Below are 12,003 nucleotides of genomic sequence, written 5' to 3' on the forward strand. Positions count from 1 at the left end.
GCATGGACATCATGGACACCACGCGCAGGACAACCTGGCGGCGCCTCGTCCTCTTCGTCCCCGCGGCCGCACTGGCCGCCCAGGCCCCGCTGCTGACCAGCGCTTCCGCGCTGGACGCGCTGGACGCGACCCGGGCCCACACCGCCCCGTCGGCCCCGGTCCGGGCGCCGGCCCCGCCTCAGGACGACAAGCAACCCGCCCTCGACACGCTCGACGAGGTGGTGCAGGGCGACTTCACCGCCGTCACGGCACGCTTCGACGACACGCTCCGCCGACAGGCGCCCCCGGAACTCCTCGCGAAGTCCTGGCAGGACTACCAGCGGGCATTCGGCTCCTACCAGTCACACGGGGACCCCACCCAGGTCACCTCCGGCGACCAGACCGTCGTCCGCGTCCCGCTGAACATGGCGAAGCAGCCCGGCGAGTTCCGCATCACCTTCGCCACGGACGGGCAGGTCACGGGCCTCTACTTCCTCCGAGCGGGAGTCCCGGTCCCGAGCCCTTGAAACGGAGGTCTGCCTGCCTTCACGAGGGCGCGGGCGGTGTGGGCGGTGTCGATCACGGTGGTGCGCGATCGGTGTGCGGCCTCCCGGGCGCGCCCGAGCGAGCGCCGGCCGGGGCCGCGGCGCAACAGCTCTTCGTACAGGCCGAGATGCCGCTCGGCGATGCCCGAGGGATCGAAGCGGGCCGAGTTCTGTCGGGCGGCCTCGCCCATCCGCCGGCGAAGCCGGTCGTCGCCCACCAGTTCGAGCAGGGCGGCCGCGACGGCTCCCGGGTCGCCGGGCGGGACGAGGCGTCCGTCGACGCGGTCCTCGATGATCTCGCGCGGTCCGACGGGGCAGTTGGTGGAGACGACGGGCACGCCGCAGCGCATGGCCTCGACGATGGTCATGCCGAACGACTCCTGGTCGGAGGTGGAGACGGCGATGGAGCCTTGCGCCCACTGCGCGTCCAACCGAGCGGAGTTCCCCATGAGGTGGGCGCTTCCCGTCAGACCGAGCGCACGGATCAGGGCCGTGAGGCGCTCCTTCTCGTCGCCCGTGTGGTCGCCGCTGCCGAAGATCCTTAGCTGCCAGTCGGGGTGGGCGGTGGCGACCTCGGCGAAAGCGCGCAGGAGTACGTCGTACCGCTTCACCGGAGTGAGCCGGCCCGCCGCCACGATGACCTGTGCGGTGCCGTCGGAAGGGACCGCACGGGCCGCGGGCACGCCGTTCGGCACGGCTTCCACCCGCAGGCCGGGCGGCCCGAGCCGACGGTAGGTGCGCGCGTCCGCCTCGGTCACGGTGGTGAGCGCGTCCAGCAGCCGGTAGCGGTGGCGTATCTCGTGGCGCATGCGCAGGCCGTGGCCGGCGAGCGTCAGGTGTTCCTGTCCGACCCGGATGATGCCGGGGCGGGCCTGGCGGGCGATGTGCACGTTCAGTCCCGGCCTGGTTCCCACGACCACGTCGGCCTCCAGGCGCGAGAGGTACCGGCCGATGCGTGCGTCGGTCAGGGCGCTGTACTGCTCGTGCCGGCCGTCGGCGCGGGGGAAGACCTTCGCGGGTTCGGCGTGCCGGGGGTCGTCGCCGTCGCTGCCGGGGACCGCGGCGCGCAGGTCGACCAGCGGGGTCAGACGCACGTCGGGGGGCGCACCCATGGTGGGCACCTCGCGGTGGCGCAGGGCCGAGACGATCTCGACCTCGTGCCGCTCCGCCAGGGCGGCCGCGAGGTTGAACGTCGATCTGATCGTGCCGCCGATGCCGTAGGCGTTGTGGAGGAGGAAGCAGATGCGCACGGGGCGGCCCGCCTTTCGGTCGCCGTCGGGTTCAGGGGTGGTAGACCGTGCCCGGCTTGGGGGTGGCGGGGGCCAGGAGCTGGGGGACGGTGACGAAGGTGTATCCGCGGGAGCGGAGTTCGTCGATGATCCGGGGGACGGCGGGGACGGTGCCGTCGTAGATGTCGTGGAGCAGGATGATGCCGTCGCGGGTGGCCCGCTTCAGGATCCGGTCGCCGATGAGTTCGGTGTCGGTGGTGGCGTAGTCGCTGGCGGTGGCGTTCCACAGCACTTCGGACAGGCCGAGGGACGCGGCGACCGCGTGGACCTTGTCGTTGGTGCCGCCCTGCGGCGGCCGCATGAGGGTGGGCGCCTTGCCGGTGATGTTCTTGATCGCTTCCTGGGTGCGGCCGAGCTCCTCGCGGATCTTGTCGTCGGATATCCGGTCGAGGCGTTCGTGGTCCCAGGTGTGGTTGCCGATCTCGTGGCCTTCGGCGGCTTCGCGCCGCACCAGGTCGGGGTGCGGGACGACGTGGTTCTCGCCGAGGAGGAAGAAGGTCGCGTGCACCTTCTTCTCCTTGAGGACGTCCAGGAGCCGGGAGGTGTGCGGGCCGGGGCCGGCGTCGAAGGTCAGCGCGATGCACTTCGCGGTCCGGCAGTCCACCGCGGCGGCGCCGTCGCCCTCGGAAACGACGGCGGCGGCGCCGGCTCTGCCGTCCGCTTCGGCGCGGGCCTCGGCGGGGGTGGTGCGCCCCTGGCCGCAGCCGGTGAGGAACGCGGCGCTCAGGACCAGCCCGAGGCCCGCGGCGGCGGCCCGGCGGCGGGCCGGCCGGTAGGGACGGGCCGGGTGACGAGGTGTGCGGGGCATGGGAGGACGCTCTCCGGATCTGCTGACGGGAGGGGAGGGGCGGCTGTCGGCCGGCCGGTCAGCAGAATGCGCGAGATGCCCCAAAGGAAACCCAAAGATGCTAAAGATCACCTTCAGGAATCAGGACAAACAGCATGCAAGTCTTGGGCGCATGAACGGCACCCTGGTCGTCGAGGACGATCCCCAGCTCGGCCCCGCCCCGCACCACGGGCCGACCGCCGAGGGCCACCGCGTCGAGCCGGTCGCCGACGGGCGGATGGGCCCGACCCGCCGGGACGCCCACCGTGGCTGACCGCACCCCTCCTGCGGGCGGTCGCCGGACACCGGCGTTCCTGCGACGGTTGCCCGCCCAGCTGCGCACCGCGCTCGTGGCGGGGCTCGCCGCCCTCGTCCTCGCCGGTACCGCCGCGTGGTGGTTCCAGCGCCACGTCTACGACACCGTCTACCAGGAGTCCACCCAGCGCGCGTCCGAACAGTCCCTGCGCCTCGCCGAGCGGGCGGTCGCCGGATGGAAGGACGTCCACGGGAGCCCGCCCGAGGGGCCCTTCCTCCAGATCGACCGCACGGGCCGGGTCGTCACCGGGTCGGGCGGAGCCCTGGACCTCGTGGACCTGCCGAAGCTGCTCCCGCCGCCACCCCCGGGACCGCCCGCCGGCTGGGCCGTCGGCGGGCCGTCGGACAGCACCGTCCACCTCGGAGGCGTCGACGAGCGCGAGCGCGCCCGCTTCCACCTCCCCGACGGCAGCCTGCCGTCGAGTTCCGACGGGTTCCCCGACAGAACGGCCCTGCTGGCCCACGAAGAGGCCCACTACCTCGCACACCGCACCGTCAGGGTCATCGCCACACCCCTGATCACTCCCCGAGGAAAGTGTGAGCACCCCACCGAGCCCGACGGATCGTGCCGGTCCACCCTCTACGTCCTCGTGCCCCCCTACGTGGCCGAGTACGTCGCCGACGCGCTGACCCTCCCGCTCGCGGCCGGGGTCCCCGCCGCCGCGCTCGTGGTCGCCGCGACCGCCTGGGCCACCGGCCGCCGCTCGCTGCGCCCGGTCGAGGCGATCCGCCGCGAGGTCGCCGAGATCACCGACTCCAGCCTGGAGCGCCGGGTGCCGGTCCCCGAAGGCCGCGACCCCATCCGCGCGCTCGCCGAGACGACCAACACCACCCTCGACCGGCTGGAGGACGCCGTCGACCGCCAACGCCGCTTCACCGCCGACGCCGCCCACGAGTTGCGATCCCCCCTCGCGGCCCTGCGCTACCAACTGGAGACCGCCCTCGACCACCCCGACAGCATCGACCCGAACGAGGCGCTCCGGGGCGCCCTCGACACCACCCGCCGCATCCACGGCCTCACCGAGGACCTGCTCCTGCTGGCCCGCCCCGACCGGCCCGCCCCCCACTCCCTGGTCGACGTCGCCGGACTCATCGGGGAACTCGCCACCGAGTACCAGCACATGGGCCATCCCGTCACCCTGGCGAGCGCACCGGACCAGGCGCCGGTCCGCGGCGACGGCCTCCAACTGCACCGGTTGCTGCGCAACCTCCTCGACAACGCCGTACGGCACGCGCGCACCACCGTGATCCTGAACGTCACCGACGACGGTCGGACCACCACGGTCGACGTCCACAACGACGGCGCCTCCCTCACCCCCGACGAGTGCGAGCGCGTCTTCGCACGCTTCACGCGCCTGGACGAGGCGCGCGACCGCGAGGCGGGCGGCAGCGGACTCGGCCTCGCCATCGCCCGTGACATCGCCCAGCGACACCGCGGAACCCTCACCGCACACCCCGGCGAGCCCGGCCCCGGCACCACCTTCACCCTGCGCGTGCCCACGGCCGGTTGAGGGATCTACGGTCCAACTACCCTGCCGTGGCAGGACGTTCGGCCCTGATCAAGATCATCGAGAATTCTTATGCTCAACTCATGGAAAAGATCAAGAACTTCCGGTTAGCCCCCGTCGTTCCCGCCGCCCTCTGCCTGGCCCTGGCCACCGCGGTCGCCGTCGTCCCGGCGAGCGCCCAGGCCGCCCCGAGCGCCGTCGGCACCTCGCTCTCGCCCGCCGGCCACCGCTTCGAGGCGATCGCCGCGCAGCCCGTGGTCTTCGAGGCCGGGCCGATCACCGTGACCTGCGCGCGCTCCTCCTCGCTCCCGGGCGAGGACGCCGTCCACAACACGGTCCCGGCCGGGGCCGCGCGCACCAACCCGACCGGCCCGGTGGCCCTGCGCATCACCCCGCCGGTCTTCCAGGACTGCACCACCGACGCACCGGGCCTGCGCGTCACGGTCGAGACCAACGAGGACCACGGCCCCTGGCAGGTGCTGCTCCAGCACGGCGCCCCGGCCACCGCCCGGCTGTCGATCCCCACGGGCGGCTTCGTCCTGCGGACCAGCGGGCTGCTCTCCTGCTCGGCGACCGCGGCGCCCGGCGGCCCCGCGAGCGCGGAGGGCCGCTGGCGGGCCGGCGCGGCGGAGCCCGCGGTCGTCCTGGGCCGGGCGGCGATCCCGGTGAAGCTGGAGGGCTCGTACTTCTGCCCGACGTCCATCACCTCGGCCGCCATCTCGGCCGAGTACACCGTCCGCGACACCACCGACCCGGCGCGGCACATCACCGTCGGCCCCGCCTGAGGGTGCGGGCCCCGGCCCGGGTCAGGGGGTGAACGGGGGGCGGCGGTGGGGTGCCACCACCCAGGTGGAGCCGCGCAGGATGTGCAGCAGGCCCTGCGAGACGAGTTCGGCGACCGCCCGGTTCACGGTGTACACGCTCACCCCGTAGTCGGCGGCGAGCCGCACGCGCGGGGGGAGGCGGTGGCTGAGCCGGCCGGAGCGGATCCCGCGCCGGAGGTCCGTGGCGACCCGGTGCCACAGCGGGCCTTCGCCGTGGACCAGGACCAGGGCGTGCGTGCTCACGACCCGGCGGCGCCCGACGCCCTGCCGGGTGTGCAGGGCCCGGCGGGCGAACTGCGCGGTGGTGACGGAGACCCCGTAGAGCCGCGCGATCTCCCCGACGCTCGGCGCGGGGCCGCGCGACTGCTGGAGGGCGTCCGCGACGCGCTGGTAGCGGGGGCCCGCCCCCGGCCGGCGCCGGGCGGGGGCGGCGGCGGGGCCGTTCATCGTCCGGCCCCGGTGGCGCAGTTCCGCGGACCGGTGGGCTCGTCGCACACTATTCGTCCTCCCAGAAATCGGGCGATCTGCTCGAATTCCTTACAGGGTGGTGCCGGATTCGAGAGGGGGGAAGGGCCGTAGGTCCTGGATGTGCGACCTCGGTGTCGAATCCCGGCGCAGAATCCCGGTGCCGAATGCGGCGGTTCCATTCAGTGCCGCGCCCTCCCCTTTCGGGCACTCGTGGGCTTTCTGCCGATATGGGCGTTTCTATCCTTTGGTTGACCGGTCCGGCCCTTAGTCGACAGTCCTTTGGTCAGGGGGACGATCGGCCGGCCGATCGTCCGGACCTGCGGCACGTGGAAGGCGGAAAGTCGGGCGGGGATGGCGCGGGATCGCGATGTTCAGGGACTAAAGACCCCGCCCCGGAAGGTCCTTTGGTCCCGCGCCTCGCGGGACCAAAGGGTCGGATCCTGATCCGCAAGGGCCGTACGCCTCTTACTGGCCCGTCGGGATCAATATCGTCTTTATGGACAGTCTTTAGCAGGCTCCTGCGGTCGATTAGTGAGAAAGCTCCCCTGCCGCCGAAGGACCACAGTGGCTGCTGTTATGGTCCTCCTGTTATTCCGGTGTCAATCGAAGATCGTGAATGCACGCGCGGTGGGCGAGGCGCAGAACGCGCACGATCCGAGAGAGCGGACAGGAAGCGTGGCGCCGTCCCGGTCTCGTGACAGACGAACCGGGCGGCGCGCCGCCGACCACCGAAGGTGCTTGTGAAGATCATCTCCGTGGCGACGCAGAAGGGTGGCGTCGGCAAGACGAGCTCCACCGTCAACCTGGGCGCGGGCCTGGCCCTGGCCGGGCAACGGGTCCTCGTCGTCGACCTCGATCCGCAGGCCCAGGCGGGCACCGCGCTCGGGCTGAACCTCTCCAGCGAGGAGCAGCTCGCCCGCTCGCTCGGCTGGGTCATGCAGGGGCGGCTCCAGGGCATGCGCATGGACCTGCCCGCCATCTGGTTCGACCGCAGCGAGCTGCTCGCCGACTTCGAGGGGGCGGGCTCGCTGCACCTGCTGGCCTGCGAGGAATCCACGATGACGGCGGCCCAGGACCTGATCCACAAGAAGGGGTACCAAGCGACCCCCGTGCTGCGGCGGATGCTCCTGGAGGTCGCCTCCGAATTCGACTTCGTGGTGATCGACACCCCGCCCGCGGTGACATCGATGTCGGCCACCGCACTGGCGGCGGCCGACTACGTGCTCACCGTGTGCGTGCCCGAATACCCGGCGCTCAAGGGCGCGGCGGCCACCCGCGGCACGGTGCGCTACGTGAAGGACCGCACCGGGGGCGAGTGCGACCCCCAGTACCTCGGGGCGATCATCAACCGGTCGAATCCGCCGTCCAAGTGGAAGATGCAGGAGGTCAACATCCGCAACGGCATGCTCGACACCGATCTGGCCCCCTTCCGGACGGACATCCGCGTCGACAACCGGATCAGCGACTCGTTCGCCTTCGGGGTCCCCGCCGTCGTCCGCTACGCCAGCTACACCCCGGGCAAGATGTACGGCGAGCTGATGGTGCAGATCCTCCGCAGGATGGGCCAGCCCCCGGAGCAGTGGGAGACGCCCGAACGCATCGAGGGCGAGGTGCCCCGTGTCTGAGGAGTCCACTCCGGGCCGGGCGGCCCGGGGCAAGCGGATGCCACCGTCCTACTTCAGGATCCAGGGGAGTTCCCTGGTCAAGGACCTGCTCGCCGGTGCGGACGCGGTGGCCGGGCGCTCCTTCCTCGGCTCGGGCGGGCAGGCCCCCGGCCCGGCCCCGGCGCCCGCTGCCGCCGCGTCCCACCCGGCCGAGGTGGCCGACGTACCGCGGGCCGACGTACCGCGGGCCGACCTGCCCGCGGCCGACGTGCCCGCGGCGGGAGGCGTACCGGCCTCACCCGCCGCCGTGCCCCTCGGGCCCCCGCCACCCGGGGGCGCCGAGCTCGGCGCGCCCGTCGACCGGCCCACCGGGCCGTGGGCGCATGGGGCCGTCCACCTGAGCTACGCCGACGCCAAGCTCCGCTCCTCGCAGTGGCGCGCGCACGGCTTCCGCATCGCGCCCGACGTGCTCGCCCGCCTCAAGACGAGGGTCAACCAGGACCGGCGCACCACCGGGAACCCGCACCTGGCCATCGGTCACTACGTGGACGCGGCCCTGCGGCACATGCCGGGCGACGTCGGCGCGCTCATCGCCATGGCCGAGGAATTCGGCACCGCTCAGCTCTGGGACCAGGAGCGGACCCAGCCGTCCACCTACCGGGTCGGCCGGCGGGCGTACGCGCTGGCCTCCGGAATGAAGATGCAGCTCCAAGAGGCGGATTTCGGCCGCCGCGGCACCCAGGTGGTCTCCGCCGGAATCGAGACCTTCCTGGACGCCCTGGAGACGGAGGGGCCGTTGCGGCGGCCGGTCAAGAAGGGCTGACCACCGGCCGACCGCCGCGCGGCGGCCCGGGGTCATCCGGCCGCCGGGTGGCCCGGTCGCCCGGTCACTCGGGCCGCCGCACCAGCCCCCGACCTTTGGCTGCAACGATGCCTGCAACGCTGTGACGAACGATCTCTGCGACGATCGCTCCATCGATGTCACCCTCACCTCACAATTCCTTGTGACAGCAGTGCCGAAAAACAATGGAAAAGCGTCTCGCCGGTGATTCCGTGGCCGCTTTCCGGGCCCTGCGCGGGCTCCCGCCAATTGAGCGCCGTCGCCGTTTCTAGTGACGCGAGATCCCATTCCGTTTTGCGTTATGCTCCCGTTAGTGGTGAATCGCGGACATGTGATCGCGGACATGTGACGGAGAGGGCGCTGTATGTCGCTGCCCAGTGGGAAGCTCAGTACCAGTGCTGTTGCCGCCGCGGCCGGGCTCAGTGAATCGTGGGCCTGGAAGGCGCGGGACCAGGGGGTGCTCAGTGAGCCCCATTTCGAGGAGGACGTCGTCGCGCTGCGCGTGTACGCCTTCGTCTGCCAGATCGTCTGGCCCGGTACGCGCCGCCCGCGCAGCGCCCGGCAGGAGCTGGAGCTGTGGCAGCAGTCGGCGGTCGACGCCGCCCGGAGGGCCGCGAGCGACCCCGCCACCACCTCGGAAACGGCCCTGTGGGTCCTGGAGGACTCCGTCCACCTGGTGACCTCGCCCGACCAGCGGGCTTCGTTCGACCTCAAGTACCTCGGCGGGCGCTCCGCCTTCCGCATCCCGGTGGGCCTGTGGGCGTCCCAGTTGCCCGACGCGATGGCCTCGCTGGCCTCGCGGCGCCGCCGCGGCGCAAACTCCGGGTCCGCGCGGTGAGGAAGCGCGGCGTCGCCCCGTACGCGGCGCGGCCGTACGTCATTCCGGTCCCCCCTGTTAACGGGGAGGCCGAAATGACGTAGGACCACGACGGCTCAGCCGTTGGGAAGACACCGGGGTCGGGGTGTTTCGCAGTCACCCGCCCGGTGTTCCAGTCTCCGGAAGGCTTCGCAGGCCTTCCGAAGGAATCCGGCGACCGGCTTGCGCCCGGTCGTCCCGGCATTCGAACCGTTCCTGCCGAACACCCGAGGAGAAGTACGAGAGTCGGCTTTGCCATGCTCTCGTCGTACGAGAAGGCTTCGCCATTTTGCACTACCGCCATGCCATTTTTCAATCAGGCCGTGTCCGGCTTGCCACCATTCGGCCATCGAGGGCCGGGGGAGCGAACCGGTGAGCGCCCCGGGAAGCCCCCGCACCGATGACCTGTTGTGGACCCCGGAAGCCGGGCAGTGGGTGTCGACCACGACGGGCCGGATCGCCCCGGACGGCTACGGCTGGATGCAGGCCGTGCACTGGGTCGCCGACGGCGGTCGCTACCGCCCCCGCCGCGCCCACGGACCCGCCTTCGGCGACACCACCGTGCGGATCGCGAACGAACTCGTCCGCTTCTCCCCCTGCCGCCCCGGGGTCGACCACCTCGCGCGCCGGCTCGGGCTGAGCGAGCGCACCGTCCAGTACCACCTCCAGATGCTCCGGCAGGCCGGTCTGCTCGCCTACGTCCAGCGCGGGACGCGGGTACGGGCCCAGGGCCGCCGGGCGAGCGAGTTCGCCAGGATCGTCCCCGCAGCCTTCGACGACCGCCTCGGCGTCCGTGTCATCGGCACCGGAGTCCGGCGCCGGCCGGTCGGGATGGCCGAAGCGGGGCGGGCCGAGATGGCCGCGCTGGGCCGCAAGGCGGTCCGCAGCGCCCGGCGCCGGCGCTCCCGTCCGGGCCGCCGCAGGACACCTGCCCGTTGCACCCCAATGGGGGTCGCTACTCCTGCTCTTTCCCCCACCGGTGATACTCGTCCGCCCCCTGAGGCGAAGCTCGGTCACGGGAATCCCACCAGCACCACCAGCACCAGCACCAGCAAGACCGGACGGCTCAACGACGTCGGGCGCCGCTTCCGGCTCGCGGCCGAACTGATCCGCCGGGTCGGCTGGCTCGGCCGCAGCTCCACCCCCCGGATCGCCTGGATCGTGCGGCACGTCGCCGACGCCGGCTGGACCGCCGACGAGGTGCTGGCCTGGCTGCACGCCCGCGGCGAGGCCGATCTGGTCCGACGCCCCTCCGGGTTGCTGGCCACCCTGCTCCAGGGCGCCGAAACCCTCCTCGACACCCCGCGGAAGCGGGCCATGGCCGTCGAGGACTGGCGGGACTCCCGGGCCGCCGGGCAGCGCCGCCACCGCGGCTGGCTGCCCGCCACGAACGCACCGCGGTCCCGGGCCGTACGCGAGCTGGTCACGACCGCCCTCGTGCCCCCGCAGCGCACCGACCTGCGCCCCGCCCCCGCCGCGCAGCGGGCGCCGCTCGACGGCCGGCCGCTCGCCCCCGCCCACACGGCCCTGCTGCGCGAGACCGCCCGGGCCGAGTTCATGCTCGGGGACAGCACGCTGGTGCGCTCCGCCGTCCGGGCCTGGGGCAGCGAGCGGGCCGCGGAGGTCTACGGCGAGGAGCTGGTGCGGCGCGTGCTCGGGCTCGCGCGGGCCACCGCCCTGCTGACCCTGGCCGACCCCCGGGCCGCGTCGTGACCCCTGCGGTGGGCCCCGGCTCCGGGGCCGACCTGGCCCGGGTCGCCCTGGAGGCCGCCCGCGCGGCCGCCCGCAGCGCCGCCGAGCCGGGTGCGCGGACCACCGCCCGGCGCGCGCCGTCCGCGGGCGGCGGCGCACGGGACCCCGAGCCGCTGGGGGCGGTGGTGCGCGGGGTGGTGACCGAGCGGGCCTGGGGCCCCGGCCGGGGCCCCGACGGCGTCCTCGCCCGCTGGCCCGGGGTCGCGGCCGAACTGGCCGGCCACGTACGGGCCGTGGGCTTCTCGGAGGCCGAGGGCAGGCTGGACCTGCTGCCCGACGCCCCGGCGTACGCCCTGCACCTGCGGCTCCTCGGGGACGAGTTGCTGCGCCGCTTCGCCGCGCTGCCGGGAGGTGACCGGGTACGGGAGATACGCGTCCTGGAGGCGGCTCCGCCGGAGTCGCCGGAGCTGCCCGACCCGCCGGCCCTCCCGACCCAGCGGGATCCCGCGGCCCCGTCGACCCGACCGCCCACGGACGCGGAACCTTCGGCGGGCTACCGCCGGGCGTTGGCCGCGCACCGGGTGGGCCGCCGAGCCGGTCTACGGGCGCGCGGCGTCGACCCGGCGGGCGGTCCGGCGGGCCGGACGGGCGGAACGGGCGACGCGGTCAGGCGGGATCGGTCGTGATCGTGGGCGCCTGGTCGTGCCAGACGCAGAACACGGAGACCGAGGTGGAGCCGCGGGTGAAGGTCACCCGGATCCACGTGTCCTGCACCCAGCGCTGCACGGACCAGCCGGGCGCGGGCGCGGCCGTGACCAGGCTCGCGGAGTCCTTCCTGACCGAGAAGGTGACGGTGCCCCCCTCGGTGACGCGGGACTGGGTGTCCCCCCGCGGCGTCGACCGCGACGGCGAAGGGGTGTTGCCCGCGCTCCGCGACGGGCCGGGCGTCGGGGTGTTCGTGCCCGGCCGGGTGCCGGGGTCGCCGGAGCGGTCGTCCGGGGAGCGCGCGCCCGAGCCGGACGGAACAGGAGCGGACGGGGTGGGCGAGGACGGGGCGGTGGCGGACGAGGGTTTCGGCGGCGCCGCGGAGGAAGCGGCTCCGCCCGTGATCAGCAGGGCCTGCGGCGGATCGTCGACGGCCCCGTGCATGACGCTCCGGATGCCCCACCAGGAAACCGCGACGGCCGCGCCCATGGCCAACAACCACACGGATCTGCGCAGCAATCCTCTCTCCATTCCGGCAGCGTATCCAGCGC

The 12,003-nt window shown here is 73.3% G+C and carries 13 protein-coding genes; 9 read left to right on the forward strand and 4 right to left on the reverse strand.

Annotated elements, in window-relative coordinates; translation table 11 throughout:
- Positions 1-11: 11 nt before the first annotated feature.
- A complete protein-coding gene (locus tag ACZ4UB_RS26100) occupies positions 12-506 on the forward strand; it encodes a DUF3887 domain-containing protein (protein WP_468073634.1) in 495 nt (164 codons plus the stop codon).
- On the opposite strand, the gene ACZ4UB_RS26105 is transcribed toward ACZ4UB_RS26100, so the two are convergent.
- Positions 467-1,774 carry a glycosyltransferase family 4 protein gene (locus tag ACZ4UB_RS26105; RefSeq protein WP_468073636.1) on the reverse strand — a complete coding sequence of 436 codons (1,308 nt, stop codon included), beginning with the start codon at positions 1,772-1,774 and terminating at the stop codon, positions 467-469. The genes ACZ4UB_RS26100 and ACZ4UB_RS26105 overlap by 40 nt on opposite strands.
- A gap of 31 nt (positions 1,775-1,805) precedes the next feature.
- Positions 1,806-2,621 carry a polysaccharide deacetylase family protein gene (locus tag ACZ4UB_RS26110; protein ID WP_468073638.1) on the reverse strand — a complete coding sequence of 272 codons (816 nt, stop codon included), beginning with the start codon at positions 2,619-2,621 and terminating at the stop codon, positions 1,806-1,808.
- A 151-nt stretch (positions 2,622-2,772) separates the two neighbouring features.
- Here ACZ4UB_RS26110 and ACZ4UB_RS26115 point away from each other — a divergent pair, with 151 nt between their 5' ends.
- The 3 genes from ACZ4UB_RS26115 (at position 2,773) to ACZ4UB_RS26125 (ending at position 5,247) form a co-directional block, all read left to right on the forward strand.
- Positions 2,773-2,913, forward strand: a complete 141-nt coding sequence (locus ACZ4UB_RS26115; RefSeq protein ID WP_468073640.1) for a hypothetical protein — start codon at positions 2,773-2,775, stop codon at positions 2,911-2,913.
- Positions 2,906-4,465 (forward strand): sensor histidine kinase, encoded by a 1,560-nt coding sequence (locus ACZ4UB_RS26120; RefSeq protein ID WP_468073642.1) that lies wholly within the window; start codon positions 2,906-2,908, stop codon positions 4,463-4,465. Before ACZ4UB_RS26115 ends, ACZ4UB_RS26120 begins: the two co-directional genes overlap by 8 nt.
- An 80-nt stretch (positions 4,466-4,545) precedes the next feature.
- Complete coding sequence (locus ACZ4UB_RS26125; protein WP_468073644.1) at positions 4,546-5,247, forward strand: hypothetical protein; 702 nt, start codon at positions 4,546-4,548, stop codon at positions 5,245-5,247.
- A gap of 21 nt (positions 5,248-5,268) precedes the next feature.
- Here the strand turns inward: ACZ4UB_RS26125 and ACZ4UB_RS26130 are convergent, their stop codons facing one another.
- The gene (locus ACZ4UB_RS26130; RefSeq protein ID WP_468073646.1) at positions 5,269-5,781 is read right to left on the reverse strand and encodes a GntR family transcriptional regulator; all 513 of its coding nucleotides are present in this window, start codon (positions 5,779-5,781) and stop codon (positions 5,269-5,271) included.
- 728 nt (positions 5,782-6,509) lie between these two features.
- Between ACZ4UB_RS26130 and ACZ4UB_RS26135 the strand changes: the two genes are divergently transcribed.
- The 5 genes from ACZ4UB_RS26135 (at position 6,510) to ACZ4UB_RS26155 (ending at position 11,433) form a co-directional block, all read left to right on the forward strand.
- Entirely contained in the window at positions 6,510-7,379 is an 870-nt protein-coding gene (locus tag ACZ4UB_RS26135) for a ParA family protein (protein WP_385781466.1), read from the forward strand.
- Positions 7,372-8,181, forward strand: a complete 810-nt coding sequence (locus ACZ4UB_RS26140; protein WP_468073649.1) for a hypothetical protein — start codon at positions 7,372-7,374, stop codon at positions 8,179-8,181. The genes ACZ4UB_RS26135 and ACZ4UB_RS26140 overlap by 8 nt, the downstream gene beginning before the upstream one ends.
- Before the next feature lie 382 nt (positions 8,182-8,563).
- Positions 8,564-9,037, forward strand: coding sequence for a hypothetical protein (locus ACZ4UB_RS26145; RefSeq protein WP_468073651.1), 474 nt, complete (start codon positions 8,564-8,566; stop codon positions 9,035-9,037).
- 390 nt (positions 9,038-9,427) lie between these two features.
- Positions 9,428-10,768 (forward strand): helix-turn-helix domain-containing protein, encoded by a 1,341-nt coding sequence (locus ACZ4UB_RS26150; RefSeq protein ID WP_468073653.1) that lies wholly within the window; start codon positions 9,428-9,430, stop codon positions 10,766-10,768.
- On the forward strand, positions 10,765-11,433 hold the full coding sequence (locus ACZ4UB_RS26155; protein ID WP_468073655.1) for a DciA family protein: 669 nt from the start codon (positions 10,765-10,767) through the stop codon (positions 11,431-11,433). Before ACZ4UB_RS26150 ends, ACZ4UB_RS26155 begins: the two co-directional genes overlap by 4 nt.
- Here the strand turns inward: ACZ4UB_RS26155 and ACZ4UB_RS26160 are convergent.
- Entirely contained in the window at positions 11,414-11,983 is a 570-nt protein-coding gene (locus tag ACZ4UB_RS26160; RefSeq protein ID WP_468073657.1) for a hypothetical protein, read from the reverse strand. The two genes, ACZ4UB_RS26155 and ACZ4UB_RS26160, sit on opposite strands and share 20 nt — an antisense overlap.
- Between the last annotated feature and the right edge of the window lie 20 nt (positions 11,984-12,003).

This window comes from Streptomyces sp. NPDC028419 (assembly GCF_055565515.1).